General features: G+C 38.9%; 18 protein-coding genes and 1 pseudogene. All 19 read right to left on the reverse strand.

Annotated elements, in window-relative coordinates; translation table 11 throughout:
- Positions 1-110 (reverse strand): annotated as a pseudogene (locus A5875_RS05525) (enoyl-CoA hydratase); the annotation flags it as partial.
- A 170-nt stretch (positions 111-280) separates the two neighbouring features.
- Entirely contained in the window at positions 281-1,615 is a 1,335-nt protein-coding gene (murC, locus tag A5875_RS05530) for a UDP-N-acetylmuramate--L-alanine ligase (protein ID WP_088932693.1), read from the reverse strand.
- Between the two features lie 101 nt (positions 1,616-1,716).
- Positions 1,717-2,166, reverse strand: a complete 450-nt coding sequence (locus A5875_RS05535) for a SprT family protein (RefSeq protein WP_088932694.1) — start codon at positions 2,164-2,166, stop codon at positions 1,717-1,719.
- Positions 2,159-4,339: a Tex family protein gene (locus tag A5875_RS05540; protein ID WP_088932695.1), complete on the reverse strand. Its 2,181-nt coding sequence runs from the start codon at positions 4,337-4,339 to the stop codon at positions 2,159-2,161. The genes A5875_RS05535 and A5875_RS05540 overlap by 8 nt, the downstream gene beginning before the upstream one ends.
- A gap of 111 nt (positions 4,340-4,450) precedes the next feature.
- The gene (locus A5875_RS05545; RefSeq protein WP_088932696.1) at positions 4,451-5,347 is read right to left on the reverse strand and encodes a DMT family transporter; all 897 of its coding nucleotides are present in this window, start codon (positions 5,345-5,347) and stop codon (positions 4,451-4,453) included.
- A gap of 161 nt (positions 5,348-5,508) precedes the next feature.
- On the reverse strand, positions 5,509-6,237 hold the full coding sequence (locus A5875_RS05550) for a metallophosphoesterase family protein (RefSeq protein ID WP_088932697.1): 729 nt from the start codon (positions 6,235-6,237) through the stop codon (positions 5,509-5,511).
- Positions 6,238-6,268: 31 nt separating this feature from the next.
- A complete protein-coding gene (locus A5875_RS05555) occupies positions 6,269-6,640 on the reverse strand; it encodes a VOC family protein (protein WP_088932698.1) in 372 nt (123 codons plus the stop codon).
- A 103-nt stretch (positions 6,641-6,743) separates the two neighbouring features.
- Positions 6,744-8,135 carry an L-cystine transporter gene (locus A5875_RS05560; RefSeq protein WP_088932699.1) on the reverse strand — a complete coding sequence of 464 codons (1,392 nt, stop codon included), beginning with the start codon at positions 8,133-8,135 and terminating at the stop codon, positions 6,744-6,746.
- A 275-nt stretch (positions 8,136-8,410) separates the two neighbouring features.
- Positions 8,411-8,497 (reverse strand): DUF1149 family protein, encoded by an 87-nt coding sequence (locus A5875_RS24275; RefSeq protein ID WP_088932700.1) that lies wholly within the window; start codon positions 8,495-8,497, stop codon positions 8,411-8,413.
- Between the two features lie 231 nt (positions 8,498-8,728).
- On the reverse strand, positions 8,729-9,112 hold the full coding sequence (locus A5875_RS05570; protein ID WP_088932701.1) for a DUF1149 family protein: 384 nt from the start codon (positions 9,110-9,112) through the stop codon (positions 8,729-8,731).
- A 107-nt stretch (positions 9,113-9,219) separates the two neighbouring features.
- Positions 9,220-9,825, reverse strand: a complete 606-nt coding sequence (locus A5875_RS05575) for an HAD-IA family hydrolase (protein ID WP_088932702.1) — start codon at positions 9,823-9,825, stop codon at positions 9,220-9,222.
- A 30-nt stretch (positions 9,826-9,855) separates the two neighbouring features.
- Complete coding sequence (locus A5875_RS05580) at positions 9,856-10,524, reverse strand: 2,3-bisphosphoglycerate-dependent phosphoglycerate mutase (RefSeq protein ID WP_088932703.1); 669 nt, start codon at positions 10,522-10,524, stop codon at positions 9,856-9,858.
- 50 nt (positions 10,525-10,574) lie between these two features.
- Positions 10,575-10,988 (reverse strand): hypothetical protein, encoded by a 414-nt coding sequence (locus A5875_RS05585; protein WP_242550743.1) that lies wholly within the window; start codon positions 10,986-10,988, stop codon positions 10,575-10,577.
- Positions 10,989-11,011: 23 nt separating this feature from the next.
- Complete coding sequence (locus A5875_RS24110) at positions 11,012-11,140, reverse strand: hypothetical protein (protein WP_010744982.1); 129 nt, start codon at positions 11,138-11,140, stop codon at positions 11,012-11,014.
- 2 nt (positions 11,141-11,142) lie between these two features.
- Positions 11,143-12,507, reverse strand: a complete 1,365-nt coding sequence (gene rlmD / locus A5875_RS05590; RefSeq protein WP_088932705.1) for a 23S rRNA (uracil(1939)-C(5))-methyltransferase RlmD — start codon at positions 12,505-12,507, stop codon at positions 11,143-11,145.
- 169 nt (positions 12,508-12,676) lie between these two features.
- The gene (locus A5875_RS05595) at positions 12,677-13,687 is read right to left on the reverse strand and encodes a diacylglycerol kinase (RefSeq protein WP_088932706.1); all 1,011 of its coding nucleotides are present in this window, start codon (positions 13,685-13,687) and stop codon (positions 12,677-12,679) included.
- A gap of 108 nt (positions 13,688-13,795) precedes the next feature.
- Complete coding sequence (gene gatB / locus A5875_RS05600; RefSeq protein WP_088932707.1) at positions 13,796-15,226, reverse strand: Asp-tRNA(Asn)/Glu-tRNA(Gln) amidotransferase subunit GatB; 1,431 nt, start codon at positions 15,224-15,226, stop codon at positions 13,796-13,798.
- Complete coding sequence (gene gatA, locus A5875_RS05605) at positions 15,226-16,695, reverse strand: Asp-tRNA(Asn)/Glu-tRNA(Gln) amidotransferase subunit GatA (RefSeq protein WP_088932708.1); 1,470 nt, start codon at positions 16,693-16,695, stop codon at positions 15,226-15,228. Before gatA ends, gatB begins: the two co-directional genes overlap by 1 nt.
- Positions 16,695-17,000, reverse strand: a complete 306-nt coding sequence (gene gatC, locus A5875_RS05610) for an Asp-tRNA(Asn)/Glu-tRNA(Gln) amidotransferase subunit GatC (protein WP_010744987.1) — start codon at positions 16,998-17,000, stop codon at positions 16,695-16,697. The genes gatA and gatC overlap by 1 nt, the downstream gene beginning before the upstream one ends.
- Positions 17,001-17,134 lie beyond the last annotated feature (134 nt).

The raw sequence follows: 17,134 nt of genomic DNA on the forward strand, positions 1-17,134 counted from the left end.
GTCAAACCTAAGTATAAAAGAATCTGATTATCTTCGATCGATTCCGTTAACGACAACGAGTCACCTTCCTCAATCTCGTCAATCGTTTTGCCTATTTTCCGAGCCTTCATATTATACAAATTCATTCCCTCCGTAATATGTTCTATCCATTATTTTATCAGAACGTAAGTAAAACACAAGTTTGTACATATCTAGTATAAAGAATTCTAAAGTTAAAAAGCGCTTCTTAGGTTAGAAAGAAGGGTCCTGACAAAAAATGTCCGGACCCTTCTTCTTTTATTTATAATACATTGCGTGTTGTGTTGCTTAAAAGATTTTCATAGGCACGTTCAAATTTTTGAACATCGCCGGCACCCATAAAGATCACTACTGCATTCTCATGATCTAATAATGGAGACATGTTTTCTTCTTTGATTACTTGTCCGCCTTTTTGAATCTTTTCTCCTAAGTCTTCAATTTTTACATCGCCGGCTGTTTCCCGAGCTGATGAGAAAATATCGCATAGATACACCTTGTCTGCTCGATCTAAAGCCTCAGCAAACTCATCCATCAAAGCGATCGTCCGAGTAAAGGTATGCGGTTGGAATACCGCGATCAATTCTTTTTCAGGATATTTTTGACGAGCAGCATCGATCGTTGCTTTAATTTCAGCTGGATGATGCGCATAATCATCAACGATAATCATGTCGGCAACTTTCTTTTCAGTGAAGCGGCGTTTTACGCCAGAGAAAGTCAACATTTCTTCTTTGACCTTATCCATATCTAACCCTTCAAAGTAAGCCACTGCGATTACAGATAAAGCATTTAAAATATTGTGTTTGCCAAATGACGGAACGGCGAAGCGTCCGATGAATTTTTCTTTATGATAGACATCGAAAGCTGAACCATTCGTAGTGCGAACGATATTGCGTGCTTGAACGTCATCATTTTCGGATAATCCGTAATAATAAATCGGAACATCCGCTTTTAGTTTACGTAAATATTCATCATCGCCATAAGCGAAAATGCCTTTTTTAACTTGTGAAGCCAATGTCTGAAACGCTTCGAATACATCGTCGATACTCTTGAAGTAATCCGGATGGTCGAAATCGATGTTCGTCATGATTGAATAATCAGGAGCATAGGCTAGAAAATGACGTTGATATTCACATGCCTCAAACGCGAAGAATTTCGCATCGGGAACACCATGCCCTGTTCCATCCCCAATCAGATAACTCGTCGGTGCCAAACCATTTAATACGTGAGCCAATAAGCCCGTCGTGCTAGTCTTCCCATGTGAACCGGTCACGGCAATGCTTGTATAAGGCTGAATAAATTGTCCAATGAAATCATGGTAACGTACGATCTCTAGACCTAATTCTTTTGCCCGAGCAATTTCTTCGTGGGTATCTGGAAAGGCATTTCCCTGAATGATCGTCATGCCTTCTTTAATATTGTCTTTGTCAAATGGCAAAATAGTAATGCCAGCTTTTTCTAAATCACGTTGTGTAAAAAAATATTTTTCGACGTCAGAACCTTGTACATCGTAGCCTTTTTCATGTAAAACCAAAGCTAGCGAGCTCATACCTGAACCCTTGATTCCAACAAAATGATAAAGCGTATCTTTATTATTCATTTAATCCTCTTCCTTATATGTACAAAATTGTTTGCGGTTCACATTATCATATAAATCAGCAAAAATAGCAATCTTTTATTCTCCCTGCAGCTTTGATGCAGTTAAGCTTCAATTGTCTTCAAAAATTTTAGTTTTCCCAGACAATCTCCGCATACGTATCTTTTTGTATCGAGTTTCCGACGGCGCTTGACCTCTTGACCACATTTCTCACATAGATAAACTTGGTAAGTCATCGTTACCAGCGGCGGTGTAAAACGGGAGCCGCCAGTTTTTTTCAATAACTGCTTAAATTCCCGATCTTTATGCTGATAGCCGCGACCCGCCATGTGCAAATGATAATGACAAAGTTCATGCTTGATGACTTTGACCAATTCGTCTACACCATATTTTTCAAATACTAGATGATTGAAGTCTAAGTCATGACTTTTCAGATGATAGCGTCCACCTGTGGTTTTCAATCGTTGATTAAAGCTGGCTTTATGACAAAACGGCTGTCGAAAAGATTCTTGCGAGATCTTTTCGACTAGAGCCTGTAATTCTTGATTAGTCATTTTTATCACTTTGAATCATTGTCAAACTGATGCGTCCTTTTTTCACATCGACGCCTTCGACCCAAACGGTTACCACATCACCAACGGATACGACATCTGTCGGATGTTTGACATATTTTTTGCTCAATTTTGAAATATGAACTAAACCATCTTGTTTTACACCAATATCGACAAAAGCGCCAAAATCGATCACATTTCGTACTGTACCTTGTAATTCCATTCCTGGTTTTAAATCTTCCATTGATAATACATCTTGTCTTAATAACGGTGCCGGCATTTCATCGCGCATATCGCGTCCAGGCTGAAGCAGCGCCTGTAAAATATCCTTGATCGTTTCTTTGCCGACCTCAAGCTCTTGTTGTAATTGATTCAATTGCAGCGCCTTGATTTTTTCTGTTGCTTCTGCTGAACCTAATGATTTCAAATCAACCTCAGCCAATGCCAAGATTTCTTTTGCACTTGCGTAGCTTTCCGGGTGAATCGCAGTCGTATCCAAGATATTTTTTGCGCCTGGAATCCGCAAGAACCCAATCGCTTGTTCATAGGCTTTTGGTCCTAAGCGCGGAACTTTCTTCAACTGTGGGCGTGAAGTAAAAGCGCCGTTTTCTTCACGGTAGTTTACGATATTTTGCGCAGTTGTCTTGTTCAGACCTGACGCATATTGTAAAAGCTGCGGACTGGCTGTATTAACGTTTACACCGACTTGGTTCACGGCCGTTTCCACTACAAAATCTAATCTTTCAGATAAACGTTTTTGGGAAACATCATGCTGATATTGACCAACGCCGACCGCTTTCGGATCAATTTTAACCAATTCTGATAATGGATCTTGTAGACGTCGCGCGATGCTGACCGCACTCCGTTCTTCAACTTGCAGATCAGGAAATTCCGTCCGCGCAATATCGCTGGCAGAATAAACTGATGCGCCAGCTTCATTGACGATTACATAGAATACCTCTTGTTGAATTTGTTTCAATTGTTCTGCTACAAATAATTCAGATTCACGACTAGCTGTACCATTTCCGATTGCTACCATCTCTACACCATATTTTTTAATCAGTGTTTGAAACGCAGGGCCTGCAGCCTGACGTTTTGCTTGCGGAGCCGGTTTATGAGGATAGATCACCTCAATAGCTAAAACCTTTCCAGTTTCATCGACAACGGCTATTTTACATCCAGTACGATAAGCCGGGTCAAAGCCTAATACAGCCTTTCCTTTCAATGGTGGCTGCAATAATAGATTACGCAAGTTTTCACCAAAAATATTGATTGCTTGTTCATCGGCATCTTCTGTTAATTCATTACGAATTTCCCGTTCAATCGCTGGTCCGATAAAACGTTTATAGCTATCCTTATAAGCTTCACGTACAAATTCAACTGTGATTGACCGATTGTTTACCACCAAATGACGTTCCAAATAATCAAAGATTTTTTCTTCTTCCACCAGAATGGAAACCTTTAAAATTTCTTCCTTTTCGCCGCGATTAGAAGCTAATACTCGGTGCGAAACCATTTTATTGATCGGCTCGGCAAAATCATAATACATTTCATAGACGCCTTTTTCATCTTTATCAGCATCCTTAACTTTGCTTTGATAGACCCCTTTGTTCTTCGTAAAGGTACGAACCCATGTCCGAAAATCTGGATTGTCGCTGATTTGCTCAGCAACGATCTCGTGTGCTCCTTGTAAAGCCTCTTCGGCACTTGCCACATTTTCTCCGATGAATTCCCCAGCTTTAGCATAAACATCGCCAGATTCTGGAAAACTCAGTAGGTATTCTGCTAAGGGCTCTAAGCCGTTTTCCTTAGCAATCGTCGCTTTGGTCCGGCGTTTTTGCTTATAAGGACGATATAGGTCTTCAACTTTTTGGACTTTGACTGCTTGCTGGATTTTTTGTGCCAATTCTTCAGTCAATTTTCCTTGTTCATCAATTAAGCGCAAGACTTCTTGTTTACGCTTCTCCAAATTTTCCAAGTAATTGTAACGCTCTTCAATCTCACGGATCTGTACTTCATCAAGCGTTCCCGTCATTTCTTTTCGATAACGAGCAATAAACGGAACCGTATTACCTTCATTTAATAAATTTAATACAACTTTGATTTGCTGCGGACGATAATCCGTCAATTCTTTATTCAATAGTTGAATGATTTCTTGGTTTAAACCTTCTGCCATTTCCATTCCTCATTTCATCCAAAATCCTATTTATTTTATCATATATCCGCTGAGATTGCTTCACTCGCTAAAACGAAAAAACTCACAACCTGAGGAAGTGAGCGAAAAGCGTTACCTTATTCTTTTTCTTTGACGCAAAAGGTTGGGCAGTTCGGATAGAACCAAACCTGTTAATGTCAATAAAATCCCAAATGCAGACTTGATGGTCAAGGTTTCTCCCAGTATTAACACTGACGCTAATGTTGTCAGCATGGGAATCGAATAAATATAAACCGTTGCCCTAACAGCACCGAGATTTTTCACTGAAAAATTCCACGTAACAAAGCATAAGGCCGATGCACCTACGCCTAAGAACAATAGATTCCCCAAATTTACTGTCTCGCTAAAGCGAGCAACATCAAATGAATCCACACTAAAAAATAAAACTGGCAGCATAAACAGCAGACCATAAAAGAAAATGCGCTGTGTTGTTGCGATCGTACTGTAGCCAAATTCGCTGATTTTTTTAATAATCAAAGAATACGATGCCCAGCAAACAGTCGCAATCAAAGCCAATCCGTCACCAATCGGATGAACATTCAAGGTTCCCGAGAAGCTAATCAATGAGATACCGATCATTGAACAAACAAAGCCTAAAACAAACAACCTAGGAATCTGTCCCTGCTTTAATATAAAACGGCTGATCAATGCAGTCATGAACGGACTCACTGACCCGATAATTCCAACATTCATTGCCAGCGTATAGGTTAAAGCAACGTTTTCTAAATAATAATAAAGAAATACTCCAAACAAACCAGCGATCATAAAATAAAATTCTTCCTGCCAACCCTTAAATTTCAAAACTTTTCTGGAAATCACCGTCAAGACGATAAAGCCGATTAAAAAGCGAATAAATAGAATTTCAATCGGTAAAAAAGCCTGTAGCAGAACTTTGGTAGAAATAAAAGTCAATGCCCAAATAAAAATAGTCAAACTGGCAGATAAATGTCCCTTCACTGTTTCTGACATAATCGTCCCCCTTCTCAGCTTATCCTAACTCATCTCAAAAAGATTCTCTTGTAAGATATTGATTCCTTTTTGAAGTATATAAAAAATACTATGTCATTATGCGAGAAATTAAGCAATAGGCTGCAGAAAAAAAGCGAGATTCCCTCGAATCCCGCTTGGTATCAAAAATCAGGCTGCCAAGGTCCCTTCGTATTTGGAATCTCATAATCGTGAACGATACCGGAATTATCAAAAACTACGCCATGGAGACTTCCGCCAAAGACCGCACCTCCGTCAATGCCGATTTTTCCATCAGATTGCCAAAGAGCTGTGGTCTGCATATCGCCATACAACATAGGCGTTATCGTATGACCAAAAACGATTGTTTTCCCAGTATTATTTTTGCCCTCATGGAACGGCTCGCGAATCCATAAAAAATCTTGTACAGACGTTTCATGCCAATCTTTTGTTAAGTTTACACCAGCATGAACAAAAAGATAATATCCCCACTCGCAATATAACGGACGCTCATTCAAAAATTCCAGCAATTTCTTGTAGCGGCTGCGAATCATCATGGCAATCTCCGTTGGTGAATACTCCTCAGTCGCACCTTTATGCAGCAAACTTTCGATCGTTTCCTTACCGCCATTATACAAATAGCTTGGAAACCAATCTTCAGGACTCTCCATAAATTCCAGAAAATATTGTTCGTGATTGCCCCGTAAATACACCGCTTGATATTTTTCTACCAGTTCCATACCTAATAACCAACAATCCTTGCTTTTACGGCCTCGATCATTCAAATCGCCAATCAAAATCAACTGCTGTTTATCTGGTTGAAACTTTTTTAAAATCTCCTGAAACAGCTCGTATTCACCATGAATGTCACCAATCACAAAAACTTGTTTCATTTATCTCCGCCCCTTCCAACCAAGGCCTCCGTTATCTTCCTGAAACGACAAAGTAATTCCCATCTGCATCAACAAAATTGAATACATACTCCTCACCGATTTGCGCTAAATCTCCTAACTGCACGTCGATAGTTTCTAACTTTTTGTACAGAGCAACCACATCATCACTACCAAAAATCAAAGCTGGTGATGGTTCAGTCGCTTCGTCATCGTTCTTTTCAATAAAGGCACGATCATAGATTACTAAATGGGTAGTGCTGTTTTTGCTCATAGCCACTTCGGCAACCTGTGACCCGTCCAGTTCCTCAAAGCTAATTTCTACAAAACCTAAACTTTGCCAAAAAGAACTAGCTTTCTTTACATCATTAGCATATAAAATTACTTTGACCTCTTCATTAAACAAATCATTTCGCTCCTTATTCAATCATTCCGCTATTTTGAACTTATAATATCAAAAAAAGTGTACCAAAAAAGGCTTGGTCGCGCTAGCCAAGCCTTTCAAATAATTATGAATTCACTTCAATTGAAGCATTTTCGTCATGTAGGATATCGCGGTTCAACTCATGGATTCGCTCACTAGTTACGACACCTGCTACCATACTACCGCTAACATTCACAGCTGTACGAGCCATATCAATCATTGGTTCAACAGAGATTACTAATCCAACGATAGCTACAGGCAAGTTCATAGCTCCCAGTACGATCAATGAAGCGAAAGTCGCTCCACCACCGACACCAGCTACACCAAATGAGCTGATAGTTACGATAGCGATCAACATCACGATAAATTTCAAATCAAAAACATTCACACCAACAGTTGGTGCTACGATCGTCGCAAGCATAGCGGGATAAACACCGGCACAGCCGTTTTGACCAATCGAGATACCAAAGCTGCCAGCAAAGTTTGCTGTCGCTTCGTCAACACCTAATGCTTTCGTTTGCGTTTCAATGTTCATCGGCAAAGTTCCGGCACTTGAACGGGAAGTAAACGCAAAGCTTAACGCTGGAAAAGCTTTCTTAAAGAAATTGATCGGATTTACTTTGACACCTAAGAGAATCACAGAATGTACTAAAAGCACAACAATCAATGCACTATAAGAAGCCAAAATAAATTTACCTAAGTTAACGATTGCTTCAAAATCACTCGTTGCTAAAACATTCGTCATTAACGCGAAAACACCATATGGAGTTAAGCGCAACACTAATGTTACGATACGCATAACGATTTTATATAGACTATCAATCAAATTCGCAAAAAATTCTGCTTCTTTTGGTGCTTTACGACGTACTCCTAAAAAGGCGATGCCGACAAAAGCCGCAAAAATTACCACACCAATCGTACTGGTTGGACGAGTCCCTGCAAAATCAGCAAAAACATTGGTTGGTATGAAGGATAGAATTTGTTGCGGGATTGAGAAGTTTTGAACCATTGTTTGGCGATCCGCCAATTCTTTGATTCGAGCAGTTTCTGCAGCTCCCTTAGTAAATGTCGCGCCATCTAGTCCAAAGACCATAACAGCCAAAATTCCGATTAAAGCAGCGATTGCAGTTGTAGCTAATAGAGTAACTAACACATTCGCACTGATCTTACCGAGCTTCTTGCTGGATTTCATTTTGGTAAAAGCACCGACGATTGAAATAAATACTAGGGGCATAACCAACATTTGTAATAAAGAAATATAACCATTACCAACGATCCCGATCCATTCCATCGCTTGAGAAATGACCTTACTACCATTACCTAAAAGTAATTGTAAAATTCCGCCAAAAATAATTCCGGCGCCTAATCCCGCAAATACACGATTAGAAAATTTCACATGCCTTTTTTGCATTTGATAGAATGCCACAAGCAATGCAACGAACACTAAGATCACTAATACAGTGAACAGAGTTGTCATTGTATTCCTCCTTAAAATAACTTTCTATAATGACAAGTCTGTCAAAGGAAGTAAAGGTTCCCGGTATTCACTCTTCAGTGAAATACCCTAAAATATAGCTGCGCGATTCCTAAATTTTAGTGACTTAAGAATTATAACCCAGATAAAATAATCTGTCTTACATTTTGCACTGTTGCATGGAAATTTTCATAATGATATTCATAAAAAAATCCACTTTGACTAGACTCTAATTACATGAACTAGAAGTCCCTCAAAGTGGAGGTGAAATTATCGTTTTAAATAGTATTTGAAGAAAAATTGATTTTTACACCTGGTTTATCCAAAGCAATTTCGGTGATTTCATAGACCATTCGCTCAATCAATCTTAAAACTGTCTCTTATACACATCTAGATGTGTGAAATACCCTAAAATATAGCTGCGCGATTCCTAAATTTTAGTGACTTAAGAATTATAACCCAGATAAAATAATCTGTCTTACATTTTGCACTGTTGCATGGAAATTTTCATAATGATATTCATAAAAAAATCCACTTTGACTAGACTCTAATTACATGAACTAGAAGTCCCTCAAAGTGGAGGTGAAATTATCGTTTTAAATAGTATTTGAAGAAAAATTGATTTTTACACCTGGTTTATCCAAAGCAATTTCGGTGATTTCATAGACCATTCGCTCAATCAATCTTAAAATTGGACGAATCATCTCATTGGCCTCAGCCTCAGTCAAATCATTTTGTTGTTTAACTTGGCGCCCGATCACATGGATGACTTGAGAAAATACACCGCCAATAATAAACTCTTCGAAAGGGAGTACGAACTCAATCCGAACACCCATAATACTATTTTCAGCTGGATATCCTGGGTCCATTGCTTCCAATGGACTAAAATTAATCAGCAATTTCTGTTTTACTACTTGGTCTTTCGGAGGAAGTCCATAATTAAATGACTCTACGACTTCCTGATCGCGTTGTAATTCCATTTCGCACCTCCTTGTTCAAATTAATCAAATAGTAAAAATTGTAGCTTATTATTTTTACTAATAGCTATTTTACCAACTGTTTCCTTACTCTAATTATAGCTTTCTGCTCAGAAAATTTGTACCATTTCTTTTAAATTATTTATAAAATAAGCTGACTTAATATCCTGTTTAAAATAATCTATATCAAAGAAGACCGTCTGAACACCTGCATTATTTCCTGCCTCAATGTCTAACTTGCGATCTCCGATCATTACTGTTTTATTCCGGTCTAATTGATAGTTATCAATAAAATAATTAATCGCGGATGGATCTGGTTTTCTAGGATAATTTGAATCACTGCCGATAATATCGACAATCAATGCATCCAATCCATCTCTTTTTAACAGATTCCAGGTCGACTCGACCGTTCGATGGGTTAAAATGAAATGCTGCCCGCCCTTATCCTGCAGTTTTTCTAACGTTTCTTTGGTTTCCGCAAAGGGATAAGAGGCTTTGTTTTGCTGTGCCTCGTAGGCATGGTACTTTTGATCAAAATCAGGCGCAGGCAATTGCCAATCGACGATCATTTGTCGAATCGATTCCATTTTTATCTTTTTGTAGACTGTTTCTTCATCCTTGTTTATATCAAACTCTTTAAATGTCCGCATTAATGCCTTCAACATAATTGGATAAGTATCATACAATGTGCCATCAAAATCCCAAATATAATTCATACGAACCCTTTCTAAGTAAACATAATAATTTTATAGAATCTCTTTTTGAATAATTTCTAAGCGCGAATTAAATGTGTAGACTATCGGAGTCGCATTAGGAATATCGATTTGATCGACTTGATCGGTTGGAACAGCTTCAAGAAATTGAACCAACGCACGCAAACTATTTCCATGACCACAAACTAACACTGTTTTTCCAGCCATCAAATTCGGTGCTAACTGATCCTGCCACAACGGTACGACACGTTGCGAAGTCATATGCAAACTCTCTCCGGTTGGGATCAATCGAGGATCAAGCTGATTATATCGTCGATCAAAATGATTATCTTTTGTTAAAGGCGGAACTTCATCAAAGCCCCTTCGCCACTTCTTTACTTGGTCAGCTCCAAAATGCTGGGCAATAATATCCTTATTCTTCCCAACTAATGCACCGTAATGTCGCTCATTTAAACGCCACGTTTTATATTCTGGAACAAAGCTTGCATCTGCTTCCTGCAAGATCATTTTTGCGGTTTTGATCGAGCGTTTAAGAACAGATTCAAACGCCACATCTATTAATAAGCCCGCATTTTTTATTCTTTTGCCAGCCTCTTTAGCCTGTTCGATCCCCTTTTCTGTTAAATCTACATCCATCCAGCCAGTCCAATAATTTTGGAAATTGGCTTCACTTTCGCCATGCCGGACTAAAATTAGTTTCATATTCTCACCTTCTCGTTGTAAGAATATCAGAAAAAGCCTAGTTTTAAAAACTAGACCTTCTTTACGAATTGCGTATGACAATTTTTACAAGTTACTTTGATTTTTCCTCGTCCCTTTGGTGCACGCAATTTTTGTTTGCATTCGGGACATTTAAAGTACCGATACGTACCATTCTTTCCTTTGAAGAAATCCTTCATCTGAGCAATCCATTGGATGAATTTTTGGTTTTCATTGCTTCGTGGATAGATTTTCTTCGAACAAAACCGATAAATCACTAACGCAAAAGCTGCTAACGCTAAAATGTTCCCGATGTAAAACGGAATCCAACGGTCAAAAATCATCATCACTGCCCAAACAATCAATAATGCCTTATTGATTTGATCCAATCTGCCATAACGTCCGCGCATTAAATACGCATATTTTTGATAAAATTTCGTTAGTCGCTGCATCCAAATACTTCCCAATGAAATTGCCCCTTTCTGTAATGCTACTTGTTATAAATCTTTGGTCCTTTACGCATGTTCTTGCGATCATTTTTCGGCGTTTCCATTTTTTTTGAACGTCCGCCGCCTTGTTTCTTTTTGATCAGCTCTAACATTTTCTCTTTTTGATTCATATTTACACCGCCTTTATCAGTAAAGTTACTGATTCTACATGATATGTTTGCGGAAATAAATCTACTGGCTGAACCTTAACTGCATGGTATCCAAGATCTTCATATCTTCGCAAATCTCTAGCTAAGGTAGCAGGATTACATGAAATATAAACGATTTTTTGAGGATTTACTGCTACTGATGCTTCAATGAATTTTTCATCCAAGCCTTTTCTTGGCGGATCAACAAAAATCACAGAAGGTTCGATGCCTTCACGAGCCCAGCGGGGCATAAGTTTTTCTGCCTTCCCAATCTCATAATTGGCATTTTCAATCCCATTAGCTTTTGCATTTGCTTTCGCATCCTCGATGGCCTGAGGAACTATTTCAACACCATAAACATGTTTGACTTTATCTGCTAATGACAAACCAATTGTTCCAATTCCGCAATAAGCATCAACAACGATATCTTCAGAATTTAACTTAGCAAATTCAATAGCTGTTTGATAAAGCACTTCTGTCTGTTCCGTATTTACTTGATAGAACGACTGCGGTGAAATTTGGTAAGTTTTGCCTAATAATGTGTCATTAATCGCTGATTTGCCGTACAACACTTTTTCTTCTCGACCCATGATGACATTCGTCTTTTCTGGATTGATGTTTTGAATCACAGAAACCACTTCAGGTAGTTCGGCTTTGATTATTTCAGCAATTTCAGTTCCTTTAAAGAAACGTTCTGTTCTAGTAACCAGAATCACCATCATCTCATGACTGTAATGACCGCGACGAATGATGATGTGACGAATAAAGCCTGTATTTTCACGTTCATTGTAGGCTTTGACGTTAAACCGCCGCAAAATATTCCGAACTGCGATGATTGCTTGATCAATTTTTGGATCTTGAATCAGATAATTTTCAATTGGTAATAAAATATGCGAATTTTTGCGGTAAAAACCGGTCATCAATTGATCGTCAACTTTTTGAACAGGAATCTGTGCCTTGTTGCGATATTCAAAAGGGTTCTCCATGCCTAAAGTTGAAGCTACTGGCAACTCAGGCAACTTCGCAATTGTTTTCAGAACCTTTACAACTTGCTGTTGTTTAAAGCGTAATTGATAATCATAAGTCATATGGCTTAAAGGTGCGATCCCACTTCTTAAAAGATCTAGATCTTTCACTTCTTGACGTTCAGGGTTTGCGTTGAAACGCTCCATTACTTTTCCATATCCGAATTTCTTTCCGACTTTAACTGCTTTAACTTTTATTTCCTCTTCCGGCAAAGCATTTTCAATAAATAGCGGATAACCATCGATATGCGCGACACCTAAACCTTCATGTGATAAATCATCGATCGTGACGGTGTATGTTTGATTTTTTTCTACTGTGGTCATTTCATTCTCCTTCAAGGCTGATTTGTCTATTCTAATGAATTCTAATAGAAAAAGCAAGGTAACATCAAGTCTATACTCTTAAGAGTTCCATAAGAATGAATCCTAGCCAGTTCATTAATAAATGAGAACACAAAAAACGTTCCCGTCTTACGACAGAAACGTTTAGATATTACTCGTCTGAATCTTCATCTTGGATTTTTTCATATTCTTTAACTAGTTCAATTCCGGCTTCACGCTTTTGATCATCTGGGCCTAAAATTGCGTCATCGTTAATTTCATCCGTATTGGCATAAAATTCAATATGCTGATGCAAATTCTCAAATCGCATCGGTGCATCGCCGCCGTATTCGCCATCTAAATTGATCATCATTTTCTTATCCGTATCAATTAAGCTGGCATCCAGAAAACTAGTCTTAACATACAAAACTTTTGAATCATTAACGTGCTTTCCGCCATTTAAGACTAAGGTAATCAAACGAACGATTTCAAAAAGATTTGCTGTTTTCACTACGATCAGTGAAAACTTGCCGTCATCTAATTTAGCATCCGGAGCAATCGTTTCAAAACCACCGATAGAATTTGTTAATCCTAGGAAAAACATCGAAGCATTGCCTTCGTATTCGCCACCCTCATAAACCAAACGCATTTTAGTCGGTTTGATTCGTGGAAGCATTTCGGCCCCTTTAGCTAAATAAGCTAAATAGCCAAAAATACTTTTCAATTCAGATGGCACCTCATATGTTAATTCAGTTAATGAGCCGCCGGCAGCAATATTAATAAAATAAGTACCAGCAGCCTTACCAATATCCATTTTAACTGTTTGTTGTTTTTGGATAACTTCAGCCGCGGCCTTCACACTATTACGCGGGACTTTCAAAGCGCGAGCATAGTCATTGGTTGTGCCGGCTGGAATGATCGCCATCTTGGGGCGTTCTTCTAAGCCGGCAATTCCATTGACGACTTCGTTAATGGTTCCATCGCCCCCTGCCGCAACGACTAGTTCAAAACCAGCTTTTGCAGCACGAGTAGCTTCATTTTTCGCTGAATCAGGTTCAGGAGTCGTAGCAAAGGCACTTGCTTCATAACCTGCTTTTTCGATGGCATCTAAAATATCTGCCAAATTATTGCGCATGATCTCTTTTCCAGATACTGGATTATAAATCAGTCGTGCTTTTCTCATGGTCGAGCTCCTTGTTCATTTAAAATAATTATTCTAAAAAAAGTTCACGTCGAATACAGTTCCACCAAGTGAATTTAAATTCATCGGTGAAACTGATATTGACATTTTTTACCTTTTCGCTAATTCCTCTTGAAGCAATTTATTTACTACGCCTGGATTAGCTTTTCCTTTAGTTGCTTTCATGATTTGTCCAACTAAGAAACCAACAGCTCGATCTTTTCCGTTCTTAAAGTCTTCAACGGATTGATCATTATTATCAAGTACTTCATTAATCATTGGCAACAATTGAGCTGGATCAGATAACTGAACGAGACCTTTAACTTCCACAACTTCTTTTGCATTTCCGCCATTTTGGATCAGCTCACGGAAGACTTTCTTCGCAATCTTAGAACTGATAGTGCCGTCTGCGATCAGCGTAATCATGCCTGCTAAATTACTTGGTGTTAATTTAGTATCGGCTAACTCCAGTTTTTCACTATTCAAATAAGCAGACACTTCACCCATCAACCAGTTAGATGCTTGCTTAGCATCTGCGCCTTCCTTCAGTGTATCTTCAAAGAAGTCAGACATTTCACGGCTCAAGGTTAGAACCATTGAGTCATATTCTGGTAATCCTAAATCATTCACATAACGTTCGCGACGTGCCGCTGGCATTTCAGGTAACGTTTCACGAACTTCTTCAATCCATGCATCGTCGATTTCAAAGCGCGGAATATCTGGTTCTGGGAAGTAACGATAGTCACTTGAACCTTCCTTAACACGCATCAAAATTGTTTTATTGGTCCCTTCGTCGTAACGGCGTGTTTCTTGTTGGATTGTTCCACCAGAAAGCAGAACTTTGGTTTGACGTTGAACTTCAAAGGTCAAGCCTTTTTTAACGAAACTGATTGAGTTTAGATTTTTCAATTCTGTTTTTGTACCAAATTCTTCTTGACCATAAGGACGCAAGGAAATGTTGGCATCACAGCGCATTGATCCTTCTTCCATCTTCACATCACTGACACCAGTAAATTGGATGATTGAGCGCAACGCTTCTAAGTAAGCATTTGCTTCTTCAGGCGAACGCATATCTGCCTCAGACACAATCTCGATCAGTGGTGTCCCTTGACGGTTTAAATCGACATAGGAATAGCCGCCGATACCATGCATGTTTTTACCAGCATCTTCTTCTAAGTGGACACGTTCGATGCGGATTTTTTTCTTCTTACCGTTAACATCAATTTCGATCCAACCATCATGACCAATCGGTTCGTCAAATTGTGAGATTTGATATGCTTTTGGGTTATCTGGATAGAAATAGTTCTTACGGTCAAAGTGCATATTTTTTGAAACTTCGCAGTTTAAGGCAAGAGCGGCTTTCATTCCAAATTCAATCGCAGCTTTATTCATGACCGGCAAGACACCTGGATAGCCCCAATCGATAATATTTGTATTGGTATTTGCTTCTGCACCAAAGTGAGCGGGCGCAGGTGAAAAGATTTTAGAGTTTGTTTTTAATTCCACATGGACTTCAAGTCCAATGACAGTCTCTAAGTTCATTATTTGTCCCCCCCTAAAATCACTGGTTTTTGCTTATGGAAATCAGTTGCTTGTTCAAAAGCATAAGCAGCTTTATACATAGTTGATTCATCAAAATGTTTTCCGATGATTTGCAGACCAACAGGCAATCCTTCTGAGAAGCCGGCTGGAACTGACATACCTGGTAATCCTGCTAAGTTTACAGGGATCGTTAAGATATCATTTAGATACATCGTAATTGGATCATCAATATTTTCACCGATGCCAAAAGCAACAGTTGGAGATGTTGGACCAATGATCAAATCATAATCAGCAAAAACTTTATCGAAGTCCTGTTTAATCAATGTACGCACTTGTCCCGCTTTTTTGAAATACGCATCGTAGTATCCAGCTGAAAGTGAGAATGTTCCCAGCATGATCCGACGTTTTACTTCATCGCCAAAACCTTCAGTACGTGTATTTACATAAACATCTTCCAAGTTTTGCACATCTTCCGAACGGAAACCATAACGGATACCATCGAAACGCTGCAAGTTCGAGCTAGCTTCAGATGAAGCGATGATGTAATACACTTCTACCCCATATTTTGAATGTGGCAAGCTGACTTCTTCAACAGTCGCACCTAAAGCTTTAAAAGTATCAACCGCTTTAGTGATTGCCGCCTTAACACCAGGTTCGATTCCTTCTGCCATGAATTCTTTTGGCAAAGCAATCTTCATTCCTTTGATATCACCAGTTAAACCAGCAGCAAAATCAGGTACAGAAACACCTGCTGAAGTGCCGTCTTTTGGATCATAGCCGCTGATAGCATTCAGTGCTAAAGCATTGTCTTTAACTGTACGAGTAAATGGTCCGATTTGGTCTAACGATGACGCAAAAGCAATCAAGCCAAAACGAGACACACGTCCATAAGTTGGTTTCAATCCTACAACACCATTGAAAGCTGCAGGTTGTCGAATACTACCGCCAGTGTCGCTCCCTAAAGAAACTGGTACTTCACCTGCCGCTACTGCTGCGGCCGAACCACCAGAAGAACCGCCGGGAACCTTTGTTTGATCCCAAGCATTTTTTGTCTTCTTAAAATAAGAGGTCTCGCTTGAACTTCCCATCGCAAATTCATCCATGTTCAGCTTACCAACTGGAATTAAATCTGAACTATATACTTTTTCCATGACTGTCGCATCATAAATTGGGTCGAAGTTCGATAAAATTTTAGATGCTGCAGTCGTTAATAGACCTTTTGTTACTATATTGTCCTTAATCCCGATCGGAATACCAGCCAATACGTTATCTTCTGTGATTCCTTTTGCATCAACAGCTTTTGCCATTTCTAATGCTTTTTCTTCATTCAAAGTAATGAAAGCATCAATATCTTTTTCTGTTTCCTTGATGCGATCAAAGGTTTCAGTTGTTAAATCAGTCGCTGTGATTTCTTTTGATACTAGCAGACTGTGTAATTCTTCAATCGATTTGTCATATAATTTTTCCATTATGCACCAGCCTCTCCATTGTCAATGATTGCCGGAACCTTAATGAAGCCATCTTCACTTTCCGGAACATTTTTCATTAACTCATCACGCGACCAGCCTTCATCGGCAACGTCTTCACGCATGACATTAATTGTTTCTAATACATTGGAAGTAAATGGCACACCTTCTGTATCAACTTCCCCAAGTTGTTCGACCATGTCGATTATTTTTCCTAATTGATCCGTAAAACCGGTCAATTCATCATCTGAAAAAGAAAGCTTCGCAAGTTTTGCGACATGTTTCACTTGTTCTTCATTAATTGCCATAATATCCCTCTTTCTTTTGTCAATTTTCAATCATTTTATCATATCAAACAAGTTTAAAATAATCGTATTCTAATAGAGTCAACGCTTTTTATAATACTCGTTCGATAATAGAATCGTCAACAGCCTTCTAGACA

This window comes from Enterococcus sp. 3H8_DIV0648, from assembly GCF_002140655.1.
GTDB classification, from domain to species: domain Bacteria; phylum Bacillota; class Bacilli; order Lactobacillales; family Enterococcaceae; genus Enterococcus_A; species Enterococcus_A hulanensis.

What these genes read in the sequence shown, in the direction of transcription:
- murC (WP_088932693.1), bottom strand. Translation starts at nt 1,615, where the DNA reads ATGAATAATAAAGATACGCTTTATCATTTTGTTGGAATCAAGGGTTCA.
- A5875_RS05535 (WP_088932694.1), bottom strand. Translation starts at nt 2,166, where the DNA reads ATGACTAATCAAGAATTACAGGCTCTAGTCGAAAAGATCTCGCAAGAA.
- A5875_RS05540 (WP_088932695.1), bottom strand. Translation starts at nt 4,339, where the DNA reads ATGGCAGAAGGTTTAAACCAAGAAATCATTCAACTATTGAATAAAGAA.
- A5875_RS05545 (WP_088932696.1), bottom strand. Translation starts at nt 5,347, where the DNA reads ATGTCAGAAACAGTGAAGGGACATTTATCTGCCAGTTTGACTATTTTT.
- A5875_RS05550 (WP_088932697.1), bottom strand. Translation starts at nt 6,237, where the DNA reads ATGAAACAAGTTTTTGTGATTGGTGACATTCATGGTGAATACGAGCTG.
- A5875_RS05560 (WP_088932699.1), bottom strand. Translation starts at nt 8,135, where the DNA reads ATGACAACTCTGTTCACTGTATTAGTGATCTTAGTGTTCGTTGCATTG.
- A5875_RS05570 (WP_088932701.1), bottom strand. Translation starts at nt 9,112, where the DNA reads ATGGAATTACAACGCGATCAGGAAGTCGTAGAGTCATTTAATTATGGA.
- A5875_RS05575 (WP_088932702.1), bottom strand. Translation starts at nt 9,825, where the DNA reads ATGAATTATATTTGGGATTTTGATGGCACATTGTATGATACTTATCCA.
- A5875_RS05580 (WP_088932703.1), bottom strand. Translation starts at nt 10,524, where the DNA reads ATGAAACTAATTTTAGTCCGGCATGGCGAAAGTGAAGCCAATTTCCAA.
- A5875_RS24110 (WP_010744982.1), bottom strand. Translation starts at nt 11,140, where the DNA reads ATGAATCAAAAAGAGAAAATGTTAGAGCTGATCAAAAAGAAACAAGGC.
- rlmD (WP_088932705.1), bottom strand. Translation starts at nt 12,507, where the DNA reads ATGACCACAGTAGAAAAAAATCAAACATACACCGTCACGATCGATGAT.
- A5875_RS05595 (WP_088932706.1), bottom strand. Translation starts at nt 13,687, where the DNA reads ATGAGAAAAGCACGACTGATTTATAATCCAGTATCTGGAAAAGAGATC.
- gatB (WP_088932707.1), bottom strand. Translation starts at nt 15,226, where the DNA reads ATGAACTTAGAGACTGTCATTGGACTTGAAGTCCATGTGGAATTAAAA.
- gatA (WP_088932708.1), bottom strand. Translation starts at nt 16,695, where the DNA reads ATGGAAAAATTATATGACAAATCGATTGAAGAATTACACAGTCTGCTA.
- gatC (WP_010744987.1), bottom strand. Translation starts at nt 17,000, where the DNA reads ATGGCAATTAATGAAGAACAAGTGAAACATGTCGCAAAACTTGCGAAG.